The sequence below is a fragment of the Nonomuraea maheshkhaliensis genome, assembly GCF_039529435.1.
Lineage (GTDB): Bacteria > Actinomycetota > Actinomycetes > Streptosporangiales > Streptosporangiaceae > Nonomuraea > Nonomuraea maheshkhaliensis.
This window is the reverse complement of sequence record NZ_BAAAMU010000103.1, coordinates 1-21,147: the sequence shown is the minus strand read 5'-3', so window position 1 is coordinate 21,147 and position 21,147 is coordinate 1. Positions and strand designations below refer to the sequence as shown.

Here is a 21,147-nt window from a genome sequence, read left to right as displayed (position 1 = left end):
CCTTCCCACACGCTTCAAAGGTGGCTACGACGATGAGGAGGCGGCCATGCTGACTTTGGTGACAGGAGCGACGGGCCAGGTCGGGCGGCGGTTCGTGCCGCGGCTGTTGCAGAGCGCGGCACCCGGCGACCAGGTACGGGTCCTGGTACGGGACGCGGCGCGCGGCGAGCGGTTCGCGGAACTCGGCGCCCAGGTGCTGGTCGGCGATCTGCGTGACACGGAGGTGCTCGGCAAGGCGACGGCCGGCGTGGACGCGGTGGTGAACGTCGCCGCCGCGTTCCGCGGGGTACCGGATGAGGAGGCGCGGGCGGTCAACCGGGACGCGGCCATCGAGCTCGGCCGGGCCGCGGTGGCTTCAGGCGTGCGGCGGTTCGTGCAGGTAAGCACCGGTCTCGTGTACGGCAAGGGGCGGGGCAGGGCGCTGGTCGAGAGCGACGAGCCGGTGCCGGGCGGTCAGTTGTGGGGCGCCTACCCCGAGTCCAAATGGGAGGCCGAGCGTGCGCTCATGGCGTTGGACGGCCTCGATGACCTCCGCATCGGACGGTTGCCGTTCGTGTACGGCGACGGGGACCCGCATCTGGACGATGTGATGGAGTGGGTGCTGAAGTGGCCCGCCATGCAGCGCCTGCACATGGGCCACCACATGGATGTGGCGCAAGGACTGCGGCGGCTGCTGTACGCGCCCGGGGCACACGGCGTCTACAACATCGCCGACGATGCCCCGGTCACCATGGTCGACCTCATCCTGTTCCAGGGGCTGCCGGTGCCGCAGGAAACCTACGACAAGGATGCCCCGGATCCGTGGCACGGCGTGATGTCGACGACTCGCATCCGTCACGAACTGGGCTACCGCCCTCTGATCCCCTCGGTGTGGACAGCGCGGGACGCGGGAGTGCTGTAACCGGCCCGCGGCTGAGCGCGCCGGCGCTACTCCTTACCCCACACCGTGACGATCTCGCCCTCGCCCGGCACGGCGGTGATGTTGCGCGGTGCCAGAATGACGTCGTCCGAGCTGAGCAGGTCGTTGTTCGCGCGGAAGTCGTCAAGACCAGCATAGGTTCGGCCGGTGGCGTCGATCAGTTTCCCGTTGGCCACGAAGAGCGTCAACAGTTCAAGAGATCCGTCCGGGTGCTTGACCAGCAGGACCCGCCCGTGGATTGTGCTGACGTTGCCACCAGCGCTCTGTACGGCGGCGCGGACCTTGTCGTTCAGGTCGCAGCTGGTGTTGAAATGATCAGCGGCCTGAGAGGCATTCGGGCCTGTGGTGCAGGGAAAAGCGGACAGCAGCCGAGACTGCAGCTGCTCGGCCGTGTAGTAGGCGGCGAAGTTCGCCATGCGGTCTTCGCTGGTGCCGCCCCCGCCGAAGCGGTCGTTCTTGACATTGGGAGACCTCACGTACTCGCCGAAGAGGTTCAGCTTGGGATCCGGCGGCTCGGTGTGGCCACACGCCGCCAGCGCGAAAAACGCCATGAGGACCACAGAGTTGGTGCGGACATGGCGCGTTCCGATGCCGGTGTACATTGGCCACCTTTTCCATCGATGTGCTACGACGACATTAGGTTGCGAAGTGCCTGTCCTACTCCGCAGATCGGGCCCGGAGCTTCTCAGCCTGAGTATCTCTTGAGCGCGTCGGGACCCGTCCCGGGTGAGCACGGCCCGCTCATCGCCCGCCTCCACCGAGGCGTTCCGGGCGAAGGCCGCCGAGCACATTCACGCCTGATCCGGGTACGGGAAGGTCCGCCGAGCGTCGTCGCGCCGGCGGGCCTTCTCTTGTGCGGCGGGTACTCGACGTGCAAGCGGCTGTCCGTCGCTGCCCTCGCATCTCAGGCTGTCAGCCGGCGAGGGTCTGGTCATACCATCACGCAGTGGCGAAAAGACCAACAGATATCTGGCGCGAGCACGTCGCCGAGGAGCTCGCTGAGCGTGCCGCCGGCCTGAGGAGTGTCGAGGACTCGAACTTCTCCGCGTTGTATCCAGAGCCTTTGGTGGTGGCGACCGAGCACGTCCTCACGGCCTTCGAGCATGAGGTACGGGGCTTTGACGCTCCTTCCGATGGAGAGGTCTTCGCAGCGATCCAACGGGCGGTCGAAGGGCTCAACGACGTCGACGGCGCCCATGACGATCACGACTACGACACGATCGAAAGAGAAGAGCTGTGCGAGTTCATCGACGGCGTGCTCAGCGAGGCTGGGATCGATCTCGACGGACTCGCTGCCCGTCGAGGAATCGAGCGCTCGGAGATCACCGGCCGATGGCGCGAGTGGTGATCCACTCCCAGAGCCCTGCATCCACGAGTGAGGTGGAGGAGTTCAGGGTGTTCAGAAACGCGTCCCACGGGAGTCGCCGGCGAGCGGCGCGCCGCACTTCGTGGTGCACTTGACCGTCGTCAGGGCCAAGGAGGGAGGACGCCAGGGCCGAATCATGCACGGCTACCGTCCCCAACGGTGGATCGGACAACGGCGGGGCAAACTGTCGCACCTCTTCAACGGCCTGGGCCGACACCTCCAAGGCCGACCGGGAACACCTGCGCAGGTGCGACATCAAGGCCACCATCCCCAGCAACGCCGACCAGGACGTCGCCCGTCGCAAGAAGGGGTCGAAGGGCGGTCGGCCACCGCTCTTCGACCCCGAGAAAACAAGCAGCGCCACGCCGTGGAATGCGGCATCGACCGTCTCACACGCAGCCGCGCGGTGACCACCCGGTTCGACAAGCCGGCCGTACGCTACGAGGCCACGATCTTCATAGCCGCCATCAACGAATGGCTCTGACCCACTTCGAAACAGGGGCCTAGACGGCCCGGCCCATGGGCAGGGAAGCGAAGTCGAGCCGTCCGGCGTCGCTCCAGCACACGGTTTCACCGCGTCCACTGTGGATCAGCGCCCGGTTGGCCAGGTGCCCCAGACAGCGAGCGGCCAGGCCCAGATCGTGCCGTTGTCGTGGACGACCAGGGCGGTCAAGGTGCGCGATCGGCGCTATGACTTACACTCTTCGAAGAACCACATTTGGTTCTCCCCCGCCCATCTTCCCCATACCGCTATCCGCGTTCCCGGGCCGGAGGACCCGTGGTTCGTAACTTCGAGATCTTTTTTGCAGTGGGGGACACACAAGCGGCGGGACAGCGCGACCGCCTCTTCCTCCCACACAAGCCACTCGAACGGGGATTCCCCCAGAAGAGCGCCGTCGTCATTCTTCGGCTGAAGATTGGTGCTGAGGTATGTACCTGTTCCGACGTTCCGCAGGGTCCATCCAGCCCCGATCCGGTTGAGCTGCCACATCTGGGTGTCGCTGTCATTTTCCGACAGCATGGAATGTGTCGCCGTCCTCAGCGATATCGATATAGGTGCCGGACTTAGCGTTCCGTATTCTGTACACCTTTTCTGATTCGATGTCAGTCATGTTGCGCGCCCTTTCCCGGTGCTGGCAACGGCTCCGAACCGCCTTGATCCTTTAGTCATCTTGCCGCATACGTTCTTTCCCGACCACTTACCAGGCGGCAACGTTTGACAGGTGACCCCTACGGATCCCGAGCCCGCTTGACTGCGGATCGCGTGGAATCGCCCTTCCGCGCGATCCGGCACCCGGCCGCCCTCCCGGCCGGCCTCGGAGCTGATCGCGGAATCGAGCGAGGACCCGTGGCAGACCTTGCACGCCCGGTGGCGATCAGTGCGCTCGACCTCGGCGACGCGGGCACGGGACCCCACGCAACCTCACCGCCTGCGTCGCCTGGGCGGCCAGTCCTACATCCGCCGGACGGAGCACGGCGATGACGGCGGCAAGACGATCGTGGATCTTTCCTTGGGTGGCGCGACGGCCGCGAGACCTGACCAGCTCACCGGGGGCGCAGGCGGAGCCTGCGCCCCCACGAAGGGCGGCTGAGCGGAGCGAAGGCCTACAGGGGCCGAGGCTTGACTCGACTGGGAGTAGCGGCTGAGCCTCCGTGCGCGAAAGCGCCCCATCGCGTTGACCTTGCGCGCCGGAGGCGCGCCCCGGACAGGACAGCCCGAGCGGAGCGAGGACCGCCACAACGTAGAGGCTTCTTCTCCCCGCTCGAGCGGGCAGTTGGAGACCAGTGGCATCTGATCAGGTGAGGCGGCGTTGCTGTATCCGGGTGCTGCACAGCACCACGCAGGAACGCCAGCGCGCCGAGCGGCCCGGATCAGATGACGCCGCTCTGCCCGACGCAGCTCGTGACACCCTTCCTACCGGCCAGCTTCACGAAGACCCGATGCGCCATCGGCCGGGTCGCCGAGATCGCCCTGCTGCCGGAGTTGCCCGTGATCACGGTCGCCAGGAACTCGGCGTCCGGAAGGCCGCCCCGATCCTGGACGAGGCTGACCTTGACCGTGGTGGGTCCTCCGGAGGCCGCCCAGTGGACACGGCTGAAGCGGTGCCCAAATGTCGTGTTGATGTAGGTGACGGTCACCTTCAGCCTGTAGGACCCCTTCGAACAGGTCGCGACGAGGGCCTTGGCTGCCGATGTGGTCACCGACGCCGACGGCGCGGACGCCGAGGCGGACGCGGTCACCGACGCCGACGCGGGCGCGCCCATCATGGCCACGGCCCCCATGGCCCCGACGACGACCGCGGTACGCATGATCTTCATATGGTTCCCTCCGTTGATTTCCCCGTCGAGGTGAGACCATACGGAGACGCGGTATGGCGAAGGTATGTCCCAATCAGACCACTCGGAGCGCGCTAGTGAAGCCTTCCCCGGTGGCTCCCGATTCCTTGCAACGGACTGGCCGCTCATGGCGTCGAGAGGATTCGTCTGGTTGCCCAGCGGTCAGCTCCCGACCGACAACATGGACGACCAGTACAGGCGGGCCACCGACGCGCTCAAGCCCTGGCGGTACCGGTCCTGGATCGCGCCACGCAGTCCCGACTTCGCGCAGCGGGCCGCGACGGTGCTCGACCTGTACGCCGCTGTCTTCGACGGCGAGCCGCTCGGCGAGGACGACTTTGTGCTCTGCTCGGACGAGAAGACTTCGATCCAGGCCCGCTGCCGTTGCCATCCCATCCTGCCGCCCGGCCGGGCCAGGTTGATGCGGGTGGAACACGAATACGACCGCGGCGGTGCCCTGGCCTACCTGGCCGCCTGGGACGTCCACCGCGGCAAGGTCTTCGGTCGCTGTGAACTCAGCACCGGCATCGCCCCGTTCGGGCGTCTTGTCGAGCAGGTCATGACCATCGAACCGTACGCCTCAGCCCGCCGCGTGTTCTGGATCGTCGACAACGGCTCCTCACACCGCGGCCAAGCATCGATCAACCGCATGCGCAAGGCATGGCCCACCGCGACACTGGTCCACACCCCCGTCCACGCCAGTTGGTTGAACCAGTGCGAATCTACTTCTCCATCGTGCAACGCAAAGTCGTCACCCCCAACGACTTCCACGACCTCGCTGATATCGAAGCCCGCCTGGAAGCGTTCGAAGACCACTACAACTTCCTCGCCCGCCCCTTCAACTGGCGATACACCAAACACGACCTCGATCAACTACTCAAACGCCTCGCCGCCCACAACACCGGCCCCCTCACAATGGCGGCGTAACCCAGACGTACGCATGACGAAGACCCCTAAACCGGACGGTCTGGTGCTGATGCTCGCTGCGCTGATGCCGGGCATCGCCGGCCTGTTTCGTCGTCTTCAGACAATCGCGCCATCTTCGTGCTCGCGGCCAGCATCAGCATGCCTGGAACGCCGGCCACCTTGCGACGAGCACGCGCGGCACCCTGGCGGCCAGCGCGCCTGCCGCCGGGGCGGGCATACCAGGCGCCGGACGCACAGGGACCACAGACCGGCGGCATCAGCTGACGCCCGCTCCGGCGGGCCAGGCACGCAGCGTTCCGGCCAGATCCAGGCTGATCAGCCGGCCGTCCGAGGCGAACGCCAGGTCGGCTGTCAGCTCGCCGTCCTCGGACGCGCCGGCCCAACTGGTCAACTCTGTGCCGTCCGTGCGGCACAAGCGCATAGTGTCGGACTCCGCGATGGCCGCCACAGGCAGACTCGGGTGCAGCGCCAGAGCGTCGATGCGTTCCCCGGAACTCGGGAGCTGGGCGACCCGCGCGCCGGTGGCCGGATCCCAGCTGATGGCCGCGTTCCCCACCGTGTACAGCAAGCCCTGCGCATCGAAACTGACCGCGGTGATATCGCCGGGGTGCGAGTCGGCGACCTGCCGGCCGAGTTGTATCGGCTCCTCGTGGTCGTAGTCGTTCGCCAGGATCCGGAACTCCTCGACGCCCAGAACAGGATCGTCGCCAAGGTCCCACACGAACACACGGTCGTCATTGTTCAACGTGGCCGCCCATCGGCCGTCCGGGCTGACCGCCACGTCGGGGAGGGCGTCGGCGCCGACGGCGAGCACGCCGCGGCACTTGCCCCCGGCCAGGTCCCACACCTGCGCGGCGCCGACATCGCCGGTGGCGGCAATAGCAACCGTAGGTACTCGCCAGCGCCCAGACCTTGTCCAGGTGCTCCAGCGCCATCGACTGGGACCAGGTGCCCGTGTCCCAGACCCACACCGTCTCGTCATACGACGCGGACGACAACAGACGACCACCGCTGGCCATCGAAAGGCCGTTGATCGAGCCGTGATGCGCCTGCAGCACCCGGAGTACCTCCCCGGCACGCAGTGAGGCCACGTACAACTCGCCGAGGGTCAAGCAGCCGACCACACACGTGTCGCCGTCGGGCAGAACGGCGAGGCGAGTCGCCTCGGCGAACTCCAGCGATACTGTCAGGACGTCCATCTGCCCAGGATCTCCCGACGTCGCGGCCGACTATCCCTTGTAGTCAGTGCCGGGACCGGATCGTACTCGCCGACCGAATGGCAGACTGTCGGCGGTCTCCACTGCTAGATCCAGTCGGGGCGGTAGTGCCGTTGGGAGCTGAACCAGATACCGGACAACCTCCAGCGCGCTGTTCCGTTCGCGCTACGGCGGGTCAGCCAGTGCCTGGAACTCCACGATCTACCTAGCAAGCCGCGACAACTACAAGAACTACATCCTACCCAGCCGACTGCATGCCGGCAGCCCCGAAGACGCCCTCGACTGCGCCTGCGGCCCCTACCTCAACGACCCCACCGCCTGGACCCAACCCCCGACGAACTAACGGCGAAGACCACTTAGTCACGCACCCCCGCCAAGCGATCTTGAGCGGGGGTGTGTTTTTTGCTGGTGGAGCCTAGGAGATTCGAACTCCTGACATCCTGCTTGCAAACGAAGTCGTACGGCGAAGCCTGGGTGGTCATCTCCTCGTCGGGCAGGCGTAGCCATACCGGGCCGGACGTGCCAGGGCAAGCCGTCATTCGCGTGTACATGTGTCCCGGTGAGCTTCCTCGCGCGCTGGTTGCCCTGCCCGCACATGGCGGCTTGCCCTGGTGCGGCTGGCCCGGGTCCCTTGTGGTGGCCGGCGGGGAGATGAGTGGCCTGGTCTTCTGTACGAAGAACGGCACGGCCTTGAGCGCCACGAATGTGCGGCGCGACTTCCGGAAGGTCGTGGCGAGCGCGGGCCTGGCCGGCCGCGAGTGGACGCCCCGCGAGCTGCGGCACAGCTTCGTGTCGCTGCTGTCGGACTCCGGCGTCCCGATCGAGGACATCTCGCGGCTGGTGGGCCACGCGAACACGGTGGTGACGGAGACGGTCTACCGGTTCCAGCTCCGGCCGGTGCTGCTGGAAGGAGCCGAGGCCATGGACGGCATTTTCCCTGCGCGGGAGGATGGATAGTCACTCAGTTGGTCACGCACCCCCACTAAGTGATCTTTAGTGGGGGTGCGTTTGCGCTGGTGGAGCCTAGGAGATTCGAACTCCTGACATCCTGCTTGCAAATCGGTCTGATCTTCGAGGACTACGGCCTCGACCTGCGCGACAGGCGGTCCACCAGTGACCGTGACTGACCCCTGTTGACCGCCCTTAATGGCACGCTAATGGCACGGCGATTATGCTTCCCCTCTGCGTCTTCCCGCAGCCCAACGAGGTACGGACCGCCAACGGTTTTACAGAAGATCGCCCGTTCCGGTTCGCTACAGCCCCTGACCTGGGGCGCGGCCAGACGACCGGGCGCCGCCTCCATAGATCGTTCCGCGCATATTCCGGATCATGGAAGACAAACCTGAGTCCCCACTGATACCAGTAGTACCTCGGAAGCGGACCGCAACCGCGCCAGGTCATCGGTGGCAGGGCGCCCGGGACTCGAAACGGAACCCATGGATGAATGGAAGACGATTCGATCAAGCTCCATGACTCCTGGCCCGCACCTACGGCGTCCGGGCGTGCGGTTAGAACGGTGGGTCCTCGCTAAACCCCTGCATCATCATGGTCGAGGGATCTCCCCACATGCGGGTGGATGACTCATCGAAGCACCAGTCGATGTGATGCCGGACCCAGGGGCCGGTCTCCGTCTTCTGTAGTCGGCGCAGCGCTGAATGAAGACAGGTCAGGCTGAATTGGCGGACAACGACGACGCCGTGTGAGCGGAGAACCGGGTCGTCATCATTCAGGAGCCCACCGGCCACGTCGACGAGGACGTCCTGCTGCAGAGCTTCACCTCTGAACTCCCCGGAATCCCAGGCCAGCCGGTACGCCGCCCGTCGACGCCGTTCGAGGTCATGACACATCACTTCCGGCAGCAGATCGGCGACGGTGAGCCTGCGCAGAATGCCGAGCGCCTTCAGGTCCGGTGGAGCGCACGACCTGGCGTGTCGCGCGATATCGTCCGCGATCACCTCAGCGTCGTCCAGCGGACGCCCGTGCCGGTGTCGTTGCCAGCGCAGCAGATCCCACAGCACAGCACGCACAGTAGGATGCGCGTCGGTGATCATGGCTTCGGTCAAAGCTGTCCAACTGCTTTCACTGACGGCCGGCAACTGAAGCAGTGATTGCCCAGCACGAGCCCGACGCTCTGATGACGGCTCATCGGTGAGCACGGCGACCAGCTCGGCTTCCTCCAGCGGAAGTCGCTCGCCGAACCAGCCGACGTCGTAACCCGCGACCGCCTCGTCCAGCCACCGCTCATACCAACTCAAGAAGTCGGCATCCTCGACTACGTACGGGCCGAGTGGTCCTTCATGGTCGAGGTTGAACAACCGTCCGCGCGCAGGCCCCGCCACGGTCAGCTGGGTGACGAGGGAACACCCGTGACCGGCGATCTCCAGCGTGCCTCGAAGGAAAGCGCGATCCGGACCCGGCGGATCCTCGTACCGCTCTTCCCAATCGTCGACGTAACGCGGACCGGGCAGGTACGGACTGGGCTGAGCCAGGTGCCCCGATCGGTGATGTGTACAGCATGAAGTGTTGAGACGGCTCAATTCGTAGCCTGGACCGGCGCCGCCGTCGCCCAACTCGGTGACGAACAACCGGTACTCCGTAGGGAGCGTCACCTCGTGCCGCTCCTCGAACTCGGTCACCACAGCCTCGGACAGCGGCGGCCCGAGCTCGAACCCATGCGCGTCCACACCGAAAGCATCCGGCAGAACGGGCATGGCACGCGCCGCAGCGAGTTTGTCGGCGATCCGACACAACCTGGCGTGATTGGCATTGGGCATCCGCTCAGTCTACGAACGGCTTCCATAAGCCCTCTCTAGCCTGCTCAACGCCACTCGGGGGTATCACTGTGAGTGTTCCCCTCTAGCCGTTTCGAACGCTCTCCGAATACGGTGATCAGCCGCGCTGCCCAGTGAGCCAGGGTGAGGAACGAACCCTGGATCGTCGATCGCCCCCGACCCGTATGGTGACCAGCCATTCCGTGGCGATCGTAAGGGCTGTATCTGTGCGGCGGCGTGGCAACCCCGGCCGGTGCGTTCGGTCGGTACGGCGGGGCCGGCGTGCGGTGCCCGGCCCGGTGTCCCGCCGCCGTCCCGGCGGACCGTCAGCATCCCCTCGGTGATCATCCCGATCCTCACCGAACACCTGGCGACGTACGTCGATGAAGCCGAAGACGCCTTCGTGTTCCTCGGCAAGCGCGGGGCGTTCCTGCGGGGGAGCAACTTCCGGCGTGAGACCAAGTGGGCTGACGCGCTCAAGGAGATGGGCGTGCAAGGGCTGCACTTTCACGATCTCCGGCATACCGGCAACACCCTGGCAGCCCAGTCAGGAGCGAGCCTCGCCGATCTCAAGGCGCGCATGGGACACGACAGCGACCGGGCCGCGCTCATCTACCAGCACGCCACCCGAGACGCGGATCAGAAGATCGCCGACGCGCTCTCAGCCCGCGTCAAGGCCGAGCGGAAGAAGGCGAAGAAGAAGCCCAAGAGGGGAGATGACGACGGCAGCGCGGGCGTACTGGTCCCCGCTGGCTAATGGCACGTTAATGGCACGAACACCCCGTCACATGATCAGTGGCGGGGTGTTTTCGCTGGTGGAGCCTAGGAGATTCGAACTCCTGACATCCTGCTTGCAAACGGGAGCCGACAACGAGCTGCAGAGGCATCCGCCCAGCTCAAAGGTGTGAGGGCGGACGTCAGCATGAGGTGCTGTGCGACCCCGTTGCTGTAATCCTCTGCTGTACAGCAACCCGCTTCGTCAGCGGTCCGCCTCTTCCGCGAGATGTTGGCGTCCCGGTCCAGCAGCTGACCTGCCGCTTCTCAGGCGGAGTGATCACCCTGTCCGACTGCTCGTGTGCCCTGGCCAGACGGTGGTGAACAGTCGTCGCTTTGCACATGGGATGCCGAATATTGTCAGATCGCCGCTGTGATAAGAGGTCTCGGGCAACTCGGACTACTCATTATCTACAATCCGCAGGGTCACTTTGGGTGAAAACCTACGACTGAGGATCTCGTTGTGACACTTACGCCATGCATCGAAATCTTCAGGATAGGTGTTGGTGCACACTCGGCGAGCCGTATCGGCCCATTCCCGCTCGGAAACCTCGTCAGTATGACGAGATTCACTTGCCTGATCGTTGACAGGAGCGGTAGCAGTGACAGCTGGATCCGCACTTCCCTTTCGAGAACCCAGCACGTCCCGTACGACTCCAAACACGTCTGTCGTTGCAGAGAGCGTGCCAGCTAGCACGCCCACGACAGTGAGCACGGCAAGTTGCTCCATGGTGATATGAAGACCTCCGCGAGCAGGCCGCCGATGGTGTCCTCTTGGCATAAGGCGATATTAGGGCACTACCGACCGAACCATTTGAGCACTTCATTACGAGTGAAGCGAAGAAGCGTGGTCGAGGACTGGCGCTGCTGCTCAACCGTGTGACGGCGTACGGGACGATCAGGCTGCGTGAGGCGGCGTTGCTGTACGTCCCTGCTGTACAGCAGACCACAGCAACCCGCGTATCCGGTGGCAAGCCGACCCGGAGCGCAGGGCCGCCAGGCCCGAGCACCGGAAGCGGCGCGGCAGCATGGTGTCCACTTTCCAGGTGGTTCACCCTTCCCATAGGGGCGCCCCGCTTGCGCTCGCTCGCAGGCGGCGGCTTCTTCTCCGGCCTGGAAAAGGTGTCGCTGGAGGGGCGGTAACAAGGAGTTGCCGGAGTTGCGGTTCTGCCGGCGTTCCAGCTTGGCCACCGCGCGCTCAGCCGCTCGACCGTCGCCTCCGCCGCGCGATCGTCTGCCGCGGCTCCTCGATTGTGTTCATCTGCCGGACCACCAGCGCGGCCAGCTCGTCATACGACGGGCGGCGGCGGTCCGGGGTCTTCGACACCTGAAGCTCATCCCACCCTGCTGGCAGTCCTCACGACGCCGAGATCATGAACTGCTGCATGCTTACTCGCACAAAGTTCACCATCACTCCTCTATACCAACATCCGAGCATAGCCCACAACCCTCGGCAGACGGATCTGCTAGCACCGTCCACGCCAGTAATTGTCGTAATCTGCTACGTTCGACAGAGGTCATGGATGTTCTACCTAGCGCTACGCGTAATGTGTCGATAGCCTGCTGCGACCTGGCTACACTCACCAGATATGATGAAATAACCATACTATCCGCCGTCGTTAGTGACATGTCCGTCAGTAGACGCATCCATATGTCAGTCGCATGCGAGATTGCCCCGGTCTCTGCAAGCACCAGGGACAAATGCATCTGTGTGCTGGATGGTATGGTTTCAAGAGGTACGAGTCTGACTAGTTGATCAATGATAGAGGGCCCGCCGAAGGCGGCATTAGCCAACAGATCTGGCCGAGGGGCTCGTTCAGACTTGCGCACAAGTTCAAGGACGTCATTTATCAGACGGTGCGCGAGGTCCCGCTGCCCCCCACGCGCCAGCGCTGCAGCACATGCCGCGACCCGTTCCGGCGACGATGACTGACGCTCGATGACCGGAAGAATGTCTGCAGCTGCATCCGCTCCTCCTGACGTGCAGTAGATATCTGTCGCTCGTACCACATCAAAATCGTCTGTTTCACTCAATACTTCTGTAAGCAACTGAAGGGCAAGGGACGCATGACCCAAGTCAGCTATTACCTCAATCACTTCTAAGCGCATACCGCTATCAGGTAACTTTTGTTCACGCTCCTTCACCGCACGCCAAACGTCAACGATGGCGTCGGCACCAACTGCCGAGATCCAGGCCCTGGCTGCGACCGCAGTATCCGTGCTATCTGCTCCAGGATCTGCAAGGGTAGCTTTAGCGTGAGTTGCCGCATTGTCCATGCTTCCCTGTTCAGCAAAAGCAGACGCAATTAGAGAGCGAGCCCAAGGGTCAATATGAGATCGGGCGTCAAGGCTAGCTGATACCTGATCTACAGCTGCCGATCCGCCTGCTTGAAGCCATGCCTTCACGGCGGCACCTAAAGCAGTGTCAGTACAAGACTTGTCGGCAATGAGCTCCCGCGATAATTCTACAGCCATATCTGTACACCCAGCCTCAGCAAGTCCAGATACGAGTGCTTGTCGATACTGATGTTCTTTTTGGTATTCATGACTGGCAACGAGCTGACGAATCACCTCCTGGCCATCCTGGGCAATAGCGATGCCTAAAGCAATTTTTAGATCGTAACGCGATGCGTTTTCATCCACCAAGACAGCCTTAGCAAGTTCTAATGCTATATCACCTGCACCGACCCTAGCCAATTCCTCAGCGGCCTGAACTTTCGTTGCGGTATTGCATTGTGCATCTCTACCAACTTTCAGCAAGATTGAGCGAACGGCGTCAGCTGATTCCGGAGAGAGCTCGCGCAACCCTAGAGCTATTTTGAGGCGTTGTTCGCATTTGGATGTTTCGTTGAGCAACCCTTCTAGCCATTGTACAGCCTTTTTCGTGTCCGAAATGAAACCGTAAGCTATCGCAGCCCCCACCCGCGTGTCAGGCGGTAGTTCGCGTCTGGCGACAAGCGAAGCTAACCTATCCGCCGCATACTGATGTCCTGTCAACTTACCTAGAACTGAAAAAACTTGCTCGCTGGATTGAAATTGATATGTGCGACGCAGGTAATAGGACGAATGATAACTTGACGCTGACATGAGTGTTCTATCTAAGCTTGCCCCCAACGCGAGGTCGATCAGGCGGTTGACAACCACTTCCGAATTTGCGCCATCTACCGCAACACCCTCTCCAAGAAGGTGCCCAGCGAAGATCAGACGCTCAGCGTCTCCTTCAATGAGATGACGCAGTACGAGTCCTATGTCATGCACAGGAGCACGACTCCACAATCCTATCGTGAATAGAACAAAATTACGCTGTGCCTCTTTGAGGCCTAGATTGATCCATTTTTCGATATCTGGGAAATCTGCACCAATATCGTGGGAGTGAGCGCGAGCGGCAAGAAACTCAGCAAAAGAATGGTGCAAAAAACGGATTCCGTCGCCTTCAAAAACGAAGACGCCGGTGTCAATTAGGAATTGTCGAACATCGTGGTGCCATCCCGTGGGCAACAGCCGCTCGGCGGCCGCATTGGTCTCTATCCATTCAAGCGCCAGCTTGAGTAATGGGCTTTTACTTGCTAGTCGCTCCTTAGCGAGATAGTCAACTAAGCTGGCCCGCTCTCGGTGCAGCCAATGCGCAAAGCTTAGCCTTCTCGTATTCGCCGTAGCAGAACGATCGAATTCTACAAGGGACCGCCTGCCACTTGCTTCATCTGTGACAAGATATCCGTATAGTCGGTCGTATAGGTCAATACGACCAGAAGGCAGAGGTCGGTTTGGTTCTCGGGTTTGTGCAACGGCTGCAATTGTGGCTAGCAAAGGATTGCGTACAAGTTCCCGAAGTCGCGCGTCCTCAATCTGCCGCAAGAAGCGGCGTTGCTGCTCCGCGTGCGTACTACTATCCTGAGCTTTGAACCATGACTCCGCGAATAGCCGCAACTCGTTTTGGCCGAATGGCTCAATTCGATAGCTCCCCCAGTGGACTCCGCTTAGTGGTGCAAGCTCTTCCCCGGGCAATGGACGCGTCGTTATTACGAATCGGTAGTCACCACCAGCCTTAGCATGCTGGCCGATTGCTCGTATTATCGACATTCTTGCACTTCGGTCGAGAATTTCGTCCAGTCCATCGATGAAGATCATCCAACGTGCGCCTTGAGTCTTACCAGCAAAAAGTCTTGCCGGTAGATCGTCCACTAGAGCGAGTCCGAGAGCACGGTGAGCTGCTGTCGCCAGAACCGCACTCCAGGTTCCCTCTCCCGTTAGGGACCACGCGGATATCCTCAACGGCACAACTGGTTCATTTACCGGAGGGTCCGAACATACTTCTTTTCGTAACCAAATACGCGACAGACGTAGTGTCAAATGTTGACTTAACGTGGACTTCCCTGCGCCCGGTTCTCCAGTTATCAATAGATGCTCATGGCGGTCCAAGGCATCTCGTATTGCTATGGACGAATCGCCCGACTGATTGTGAGCACGTATACGTTCGTCTACCCCTTCTGCTCGCGCATCATCCCGTTCACGATCTGTACTGAGTCGCGGTTTATCTTGACGCACAGCTTGTCGTACATAGATCGTCGACAGTGGGGGAGTATTGACACCCAGTAGTTCATAGGGAAGTTGTTCAACTGCCTGACTCTGTGGATCGAGAAGATTGTCTAGCGCAAGTTCAGGAAGTGGTATTTCGGCCCAGGATCTCAGTCGTGGCAACTCTTCTTCTCGACGCGTCGCGACATTGCGGTCTTTGGCATACTTTGCCCTCATCCAAATGGCCATTGCCGAATCAGGATCCTGCTTCAGCGCGGCGGCCAGTGTCCTCATCGCCTCATGAGTGAGAAAGCGTGTCCCATGGTAGACACCGTACATTTGATTCTTCTCAAACGGCTGACGCTGCACGAAAGCGTTGACGGATTCGTAGCCAGCATCAGCTAGCGACTGGCGGAACCAGGTTGCCAGTTCCACCAGTTCGGGATGGGCCTGCTGCTCGCCCTTCGCGGGCCGACCTGCTGCCGCCATGCACGACTCCAGCCGATTTCTACCTATTTCCAGATAGTAGAGGGAAATCCGGCGCTTGGCACACGCTTGGTGCCAAGCCAGCGGAGACAGGCTCCCTGGTAAGGAGGAAGGTAGGTAGTTGTGCCCTTCGAACTTGCTTCGCTCTCTCCGTTCGTGCAGGTAGTCATAGTGCTCGCGCTGCCGGTCCTGTCTGTGATCAAACTGTGGATCAACTACCGCAAGGTGGCCGTGGTGCAAGAGTTGCGTACTCGACGTTTAGCGACGGCGCTACGAGGAGTCGACTCGGCTCATCGGGCAGAAGTAGCACGCGCATACTCGCAAGGTGAGTGCCATAGCGCGGGGTGCAACTGCCCCGCTTTGGCCTCTCCTACAGGGCAGATCCGATAGGCCAAAGCCGAGGGCGGTGCTGGTCGCGACCGGCCGAAGAGCCGCAGCGCGGCCAGCGACCGCCCCACGGGTGGCAGGCCGCCGCAGGCGGGCTGCCCTTGAAGACGTAGAGAAAGTTCTCATCCAGGCAGTGCTGCTACCAAAATGATCTTGATGAGTTTAGCGCACCTGGCCCTGGAGCAGTGCCTGCCACAGGGCGTTACCGTCTCGGATGAGCATGCGGTGGGTCTCGAAGACCTCGTCGGCGGCCCAGTCGGTGCGGCGTAGGTAGGACTGCCCGCCTGCGGCGCACAGCTCGTGGATGACGTCCTGGCAGTGGCAGGTCCAGGCGAGTGTCCGCCGTCGTGACTCCTTGTACGCCTTGAACCAGGTCAACCGCTTGTGGTTCGGCTCCGGCTCGGGAAGATGTGGGGATAGGCAGTCGCTCATGTGGTCTGGGCGAGTGGGATGAGTGCCCATACAGTGCGTCCGGCTTCGTCGCCGTGGACGCCCCACCGTGTTGCCAGGCTGTCCACCAGGTGCAGGCCTCGGCCGCTCTGGTCCGTGTTGTCGGCCTGGCGTAGGTGTGGGGTGGAGGGGCCGCCTTCGTCGTGGACGGCGACGATCAGCAGGGCTGTGCCTGCGTGGAGGGTTACGCCGAATCGGCCGGCGGTCTGGCCGCTGCGGGTGTGGCGGATGGCGTTGGTGGCGAGTTCGGAGATGACGAGTTCGGCGGTGTAGGTCTCGGGGCGGTCGCCGAGGTAGCCGGCGACGAACCGGCGTGCTGCGCTGATCTGGGCCTTGGTGCCGGGGAAGTTGCGACACCAGCGGTGGATTTCTTGGCCGCTGTTCAGCGTCAGAGACATCGCCGTTTCCTTGCGTTCATGCAGGTCAACGCCCTGCGATCCGCTATCAATACTTAAAGTACTAGTGCTATACTTCAAGTACAAGCGACTTGATGTACTTGCGCCGCACAATAAGTACTGGTCGAGTGAAGACATTCCGACCCCAGCCCGTCACGGCGACCCAGGAGGCGCGCATGTTCGGACTAATGGTGCGATTCACCTGCAAGGACGAGGAGAGCGCGGCGGCGTTCGACACCCTCGTCGGTGAGACAATCGAGGCGATCCGCCAGCACGAGCCGGGAAGCATCGTGTACGCCTCACACCGGGTGGACGGTCAGCCGCTCCAGCGGATCTTCTACGAGCTGTACCGGGACCGCGACGCCTTCGACGCCCACGAGCAGACCGAGCACACCAGGCACTTCCTGGCGGCTCGCGAAGAGCTGCTGGCCTCGGTCGAGGTCGATTGGCTGGATCTGCTGAGCGGGAAGGGCACGACGTCGTGAGCATGGAGTATCAGCGGGCGCTCGGACGGCGCATCGCCCAGGAACGCAAACGACGCGGCTTGTCGCAGGTGGAGCTGGCGCGGCTGGTGGACCGGTCGGTCGCATGGATCTCGCAGGTAGAGCGGGGCGTGCGCAAGGTCGATCGCATGTCCGTGCTGGAGAAGGTCGCTGAGACTCTGGACGTGCCGCTGTCGGAGCTGGCCGCTGAGGCGCCGGTGGTGGCGGCCACGACCGAGGAGGTGCCGGGGACGGCCGGGTTGCGGCTGGTGCTGTCCGGGGCGCACTCGTTGTACGCCATGTTGCACGCCACACCGGTGCCACCGACCGACCAGCTCAAGCCACGCGTGGACCACGCCTGGGAGCTGACGCATGAGAGCCGCTACGTCGAGCTGACGGAGCTGCTGCGTGGGCTCGTCCCGACGCTGGAGAACGCGGTGCGGTCCGCGCCTGCTGAGCGGCAGGCCGAGTTGTTCGAGCTGCTGGCAGTCACCTACCAAGCGTGTTCGGCGTCGCTGGCCAAGCTGGGTGAGCCGGAGGCGGCGTGGATCGCGGCCGATCGGGCCATCAGCGCGGCCGAGCGGGCCGGCAACCCCTTGATGATGGCGGCCGGGGCGTTCCGGCTGGGGTTCGTGTTCCTGGGGGCGCGTCATTTCGACCAGGTGGAGGAGACTGCTCGGACCGCTGCCGAGGCGCTGTGGTTCCTGACCGATCAGGGCAACGTGGAAGCGATGTCGTTGTGGGGTGGACTGACCTTGCAGCGGGCGGTGGCGGCCTCGCGGCTGAACCAGGCCGATGTCGCCTACGAGCACCTCTCGCGAGCCCGCGAGATGGCCACGCGGGTCGGTGAGGGACGCAACGACTACAACACCGAGTTCGGGCCGGCCAACGTGGCGCTGCATGAGGTGGCGGTGGCCGTGGAGGTGGGTGACGCCGGGCACGCGTTGCGGGTCGGAACCGCGGTGGACGCCTCGACGTTGTCGGCCGAACGACGGGCGCGGCTGGCTGTCGATCTCGCGCGGGCGCATGCGCAGCGTCGCCAGGTGGACGAAGCGGTGGCGCGGCTGCTGGAGGCCGAGAACGTCACGCCGGAGCAGATTCGCAACCACCGGGTCGTACGGCAACTCGTCTCTGACCTGGTGTCCATGCAGGATCCGGCGTCCTCTGAGCTGCGGGAGCTGGCCGAGCGAGTGGGCGCGTAGAAAAAGTACGTGTCCACGTACTCTAAGTACTAGCGATTACTCTCAGTATCAGGTAGCGTTCGTGTTGTAGCTGGAACTCTCCGTAGTCGGAGGGTGGCAGCCCAGCACGAACGCTCTTCGCGTTTAAGGGGTGGATCAAGGGGGTCCGCTCACCAAAGGCGGAGAGAGGGCCACACATGAAAGTGGCCTGAGCGGGAGACCCGCCCAGGCCGGATGCGATAAGCACCCTAGTTGGCGCTTCGATGCTATCGCCTCCGAGCTGACGGCACGGCCTCCCTCGTCCTGAAACGCCTGATCAACAGGCCGACGAGAGGTCATACAGCCATGCGTACCGTCCCCATCCCTGTGGACGTCAGCAAGCTCACCATCACCTGCGTGAAGGCCCCGCGCCCTCGCGTGCTCAACAAGGACACCGGCGAGATCAAGACCGACAAGCACGGCAACACGGTCTACGAGGTCACCGTCTCCGTGGAGGACGAGTTCGGCCGCATCGAACTCGTCAAGATCGGCATCACCGGCGAACCGCCCATCAAGGCCGGCGACGCCGTCAACGCGGTCGGACTGCTCGGCTACGTCTGGGAGATCGCCGGACGGTGGGGCATCTCCTACCGCGCGACCGCCCTGCTCCCGCTGCAGGAGGCCGCCGATGTCTGACCAGCTCTACGCGGTGCTCGCAGTCCTGGCCGCCTCGGCGGCCGGGCTGTGGGCCTGGCGCCGCTGGCACTACCGCTCCTTCTGGCTCGTCATCGGCTTCCCGATCACGGCCATCACCATCCGGGCGTCCTGGCGCAAGGTCGCTCTCGGCTGCAACCTCACCAAGAAGCGGCAACGCTTCTGGTTCACCACCGTCCCCGGACTGGTCGCCTCCACCGGCGTCGTCCGCGTCCGGCGCAAGTGGCAACGCATCGCCGTGGACACCAAACCGTTCATGTGGCTGCCCCTGCCGACCCGGCACGGCTGGCGGGTCACCCTGCACACCCTGGAAGGCCAGATCCCAGCCGACTACGCCGAGGCCGCCGAACGCCTCGCCCACTCCTGGGGCGTGCACGCCGTGCGCGTCTCCTCCGACAAGCCCGGCCGGGTACGCCTCGCCGCCACCGTCCGTGACCCGCTGGTCAAGGTCGATGAACTGCCACCTTCCACCGAACTGCTCAAGATCACGGTGGGACGCCTGGAGACCGGCACGCCGTGGGTCATCGACTTCCGGACCGTGCCGCACTGGATCAACGCGGGCGCGACGCAGTCCGGCAAGTCCAACCTGGCCAACGCGCTCATTGTCGGCCTGGCGCCGCAACCGGTCGCCCTGGTCGGCTTCGACCTCAAGGGCGGCGTCGAGTTCACCCCGTACACGCCGCGACTGTCCGCGCTGGCCACCACTCGCGCCGAGTGCGGCGGGCTGCTGGATGACCTGGTGGCACTCATGACCGACCGGATGGGCGTGTGCCGGATGGCCGGCGCACGCAACATCTGGCAGCTCCCGCCGCACCTGCGGCCGGTGCCGATCGTCGTCCTGGTGGACGAGCTGGCCGAGCTGTACCTGATGGCCGACAAGTCGGAGAAAGACGAGATCGCCAAGACCTCGACAGCGCTGCTGCGGATCGCGCAGCTCGGCCGGGCGTTCGGCATCTACCTGTTCTGCTGCGGACAGCGCATCGGCTCCGACCTCGGCCCCGGCGTCACCGCGCTGCGCGCCCAGTGCTCCGGCCGGATCTGCCACCGGGTCAACGATCCCGAAACCGCCACCATGACCCTCGGCGACCTCGACCCGGCCGCGCTCGACTCCGCCCGCGCCATCGCCGCCGAGACACCCGGCGTCGCTGTCATCGCCAACCAGGACGGCCAGTGGTACCGCGCCCGCTCCTTCTACGTCAGCGAACAAACCGCTGAACGCGCCGCACAGACCTACGCGCACCTGGCACCGCCTTGGGCCGAGGTGATGACAGCTCAACCCGTGCCAACGCCCGACCAGCAGACCGCCTGACCCGGTCCGCTGCCAGGAGGAGTTGAGATGCGCCGCATCACCGCCCGGCTCCTCGACACCGGCCCCGTCCTCGTCCTGGCGCTCATCGCGGGAGCAGGCTCGTTCACCCACATCCGCGACACCGCCAGCGAACACGGACAGACCGGCTGGATGTCCTGGGCCATCGCCATCTGCATCGACCTGACCTGCGTCATGGCCGCCCGCGAACGCCAACGCGACAAGAAGACCCACCGGACCCGGCGCGGCCCAATCTCCTGGCCCGTCCTCGTCCTGACCGGAGGAATCATCCTGTCCCTGGCCGCCAACCTCGCCCAAGCCACACCAACCGTCTGGGGCTGGATCACCGCCGCCACCCCGGCCGGCGCCTTCCTCGTCGCGGTCTCCATGCTCGAACGCCGCTCCGGCTCCGCACAGGACGTCTCACAGACGTCCTCAACAAGCGCACAGACGTCCCAAGTGACCACCGAGAGGTCCCGCCCCGTCCCGAACGAGGACCAGCCGGCCTTGGCCCCGGCTCACGAACCCGATCGTCAGCACGACGTTCCCGCACCTGATCCGGCCCTGGTCGACTACGCCCGCCGCGTCGCCGACGAACACCTCGCCAAGCACGGCAGGCCAGTCACGGCGGACCTCATCCGCACCCGCTTGGGCGTGTCAGACCAGCTCGCCACCGACCTGCTCCGCACCCTGCGCACCGCTCCGGAAGCCAACTGAGGAGGGTGCCATGAACGCTCGACGTCAGCCGCACGAAGGACTACCGGCATGAACGATGTCACGGGCCACTACGGCTGCTGTACCTGCAACACCACCGGTATCTACGACGACCAGACCTGCGCCGACTGCCACGGCAGCGGCATCGACAACCACGGCGCATAGCCGCCGTAGCGCCCCCCGCCTGGCCACACATCCGCCAAGATCCGCGCCAGGCCGGGGGCCAT

General features: G+C 63.7%; 19 protein-coding genes and 1 pseudogene. 11 read left to right on the top strand and 9 right to left on the bottom strand.

Features of this window, described 5'->3' with window-relative positions; all coding sequences use genetic code 11:
• Positions 1–46: 46 nt before the first annotated feature.
• On the top strand, positions 47–901 hold the full coding sequence (locus ABFX54_RS42715; protein WP_346112644.1) for an NAD-dependent epimerase/dehydratase family protein: 855 nt from the start codon (positions 47–49) through the stop codon (positions 899–901).
• 26 nt (positions 902–927) lie between these two features.
• On the opposite strand, the gene ABFX54_RS42710 is transcribed toward ABFX54_RS42715, so the two are convergent.
• Complete coding sequence (locus tag ABFX54_RS42710) at positions 928–1,521, bottom strand: hypothetical protein (RefSeq protein WP_346112643.1); 594 nt, start codon at positions 1,519–1,521, stop codon at positions 928–930.
• Positions 1,522–1,865: 344 nt separating this feature from the next.
• Between ABFX54_RS42710 and ABFX54_RS42705 the strand changes: the two genes are divergently transcribed.
• A complete protein-coding gene (locus ABFX54_RS42705; RefSeq protein WP_346112642.1) occupies positions 1,866–2,267 on the top strand; it encodes a hypothetical protein in 402 nt (133 codons plus the stop codon).
• A gap of 706 nt (positions 2,268–2,973) precedes the next feature.
• Here the strand turns inward: ABFX54_RS42705 and ABFX54_RS57215 are convergent.
• Both ABFX54_RS57215 and ABFX54_RS42700 read right to left on the bottom strand, forming a co-directional pair.
• Positions 2,974–3,276 carry a hypothetical protein gene (locus tag ABFX54_RS57215; protein WP_428834629.1) on the bottom strand — a complete coding sequence of 101 codons (303 nt, stop codon included), beginning with the start codon at positions 3,274–3,276 and terminating at the stop codon, positions 2,974–2,976.
• Positions 3,277–4,157: 881 nt separating this feature from the next.
• Positions 4,158–4,604, bottom strand: a complete 447-nt coding sequence (locus tag ABFX54_RS42700) for a hypothetical protein (protein ID WP_346112641.1) — start codon at positions 4,602–4,604, stop codon at positions 4,158–4,160.
• Between the two features lie 64 nt (positions 4,605–4,668).
• Between ABFX54_RS42700 and ABFX54_RS57210 the strand changes: the two are divergent.
• Both ABFX54_RS57210 and ABFX54_RS42695 read left to right on the top strand, forming a co-directional pair.
• Positions 4,669–5,289, top strand: a pseudogene (locus tag ABFX54_RS57210) (transposase); the annotation flags it as partial.
• A 47-nt stretch (positions 5,290–5,336) separates the two neighbouring features.
• Positions 5,337–5,549 (top strand): hypothetical protein, encoded by a 213-nt coding sequence (locus tag ABFX54_RS42695; RefSeq protein WP_346112640.1) that lies wholly within the window; start codon positions 5,337–5,339, stop codon positions 5,547–5,549.
• A gap of 256 nt (positions 5,550–5,805) precedes the next feature.
• On the opposite strand, the gene ABFX54_RS42690 is transcribed toward ABFX54_RS42695, so the two are convergent.
• A complete protein-coding gene (locus tag ABFX54_RS42690) occupies positions 5,806–6,363 on the bottom strand; it encodes a WD40 repeat domain-containing protein (protein WP_346112639.1) in 558 nt (185 codons plus the stop codon).
• Positions 6,284–6,748, bottom strand: a complete 465-nt coding sequence (locus tag ABFX54_RS57205) for a WD40 repeat domain-containing protein (protein ID WP_428834628.1) — start codon at positions 6,746–6,748, stop codon at positions 6,284–6,286. Before ABFX54_RS57205 ends, ABFX54_RS42690 begins: the two co-directional genes overlap by 80 nt.
• 567 nt (positions 6,749–7,315) lie before the next feature.
• Between ABFX54_RS57205 and ABFX54_RS42685 the strand changes: the two genes are divergently transcribed.
• Positions 7,316–7,723: a tyrosine-type recombinase/integrase gene (locus ABFX54_RS42685; protein ID WP_346112663.1), complete on the top strand. Its 408-nt coding sequence runs from the start codon at positions 7,316–7,318 to the stop codon at positions 7,721–7,723.
• 551 nt (positions 7,724–8,274) lie between these two features.
• Here the strand turns inward: ABFX54_RS42685 and ABFX54_RS42680 are convergent.
• The gene (locus tag ABFX54_RS42680; RefSeq protein WP_346112638.1) at positions 8,275–9,540 is read right to left on the bottom strand and encodes an SMI1/KNR4 family protein; all 1,266 of its coding nucleotides are present in this window, start codon (positions 9,538–9,540) and stop codon (positions 8,275–8,277) included.
• 250 nt (positions 9,541–9,790) lie between these two features.
• On the opposite strand from ABFX54_RS42680, the gene ABFX54_RS42675 reads away from it, so the two are divergent.
• Positions 9,791–10,294 carry a tyrosine-type recombinase/integrase gene (locus tag ABFX54_RS42675; protein WP_346112637.1) on the top strand — a complete coding sequence of 168 codons (504 nt, stop codon included), beginning with the start codon at positions 9,791–9,793 and terminating at the stop codon, positions 10,292–10,294.
• Between the two features lie 1,427 nt (positions 10,295–11,721).
• Here the strand turns inward: ABFX54_RS42675 and ABFX54_RS42670 are convergent.
• The 3 genes from ABFX54_RS42670 to ABFX54_RS42660 all read right to left on the bottom strand — a co-directional run bounded on the left by ABFX54_RS42670 (position 11,722) and on the right by ABFX54_RS42660 (position 16,547).
• Positions 11,722–15,315 carry an NACHT domain-containing protein gene (locus tag ABFX54_RS42670; RefSeq protein ID WP_346112636.1) on the bottom strand — a complete coding sequence of 1,198 codons (3,594 nt, stop codon included), beginning with the start codon at positions 15,313–15,315 and terminating at the stop codon, positions 11,722–11,724.
• A 546-nt stretch (positions 15,316–15,861) separates the two neighbouring features.
• The gene (locus ABFX54_RS42665; RefSeq protein ID WP_346112635.1) at positions 15,862–16,131 is read right to left on the bottom strand and encodes a hypothetical protein; all 270 of its coding nucleotides are present in this window, start codon (positions 16,129–16,131) and stop codon (positions 15,862–15,864) included.
• Positions 16,128–16,547: an ATP-binding protein gene (locus tag ABFX54_RS42660; protein WP_346112634.1), complete on the bottom strand. Its 420-nt coding sequence runs from the start codon at positions 16,545–16,547 to the stop codon at positions 16,128–16,130. Before ABFX54_RS42660 ends, ABFX54_RS42665 begins: the two co-directional genes overlap by 4 nt.
• Before the next feature lie 185 nt (positions 16,548–16,732).
• Here ABFX54_RS42660 and ABFX54_RS42655 point away from each other — a divergent pair, with 185 nt between their 5' ends.
• The 5 genes from ABFX54_RS42655 to ABFX54_RS42635 all read left to right on the top strand — a co-directional run bounded on the left by ABFX54_RS42655 (position 16,733) and on the right by ABFX54_RS42635 (position 20,923).
• The gene (locus ABFX54_RS42655) at positions 16,733–17,029 is read left to right on the top strand and encodes a putative quinol monooxygenase (RefSeq protein WP_346112633.1); all 297 of its coding nucleotides are present in this window, start codon (positions 16,733–16,735) and stop codon (positions 17,027–17,029) included.
• A 2-nt stretch (positions 17,030–17,031) separates the two neighbouring features.
• Positions 17,032–18,228, top strand: coding sequence for a helix-turn-helix domain-containing protein (locus ABFX54_RS42650; protein WP_346112662.1), 1,197 nt, complete (start codon positions 17,032–17,034; stop codon positions 18,226–18,228).
• Between the two features lie 324 nt (positions 18,229–18,552).
• A complete protein-coding gene (locus ABFX54_RS42645; RefSeq protein ID WP_165959524.1) occupies positions 18,553–18,882 on the top strand; it encodes an SCO3933 family regulatory protein in 330 nt (109 codons plus the stop codon).
• Positions 18,875–20,209, top strand: coding sequence for an FtsK/SpoIIIE domain-containing protein (locus ABFX54_RS42640; protein WP_346112632.1), 1,335 nt, complete (start codon positions 18,875–18,877; stop codon positions 20,207–20,209). The genes ABFX54_RS42645 and ABFX54_RS42640 overlap by 8 nt, the downstream gene beginning before the upstream one ends.
• A gap of 27 nt (positions 20,210–20,236) precedes the next feature.
• Entirely contained in the window at positions 20,237–20,923 is a 687-nt protein-coding gene (locus ABFX54_RS42635) for a DUF2637 domain-containing protein (protein ID WP_346112631.1), read from the top strand.
• The last annotated feature ends 224 nt before the right edge of the window (positions 20,924–21,147 follow it).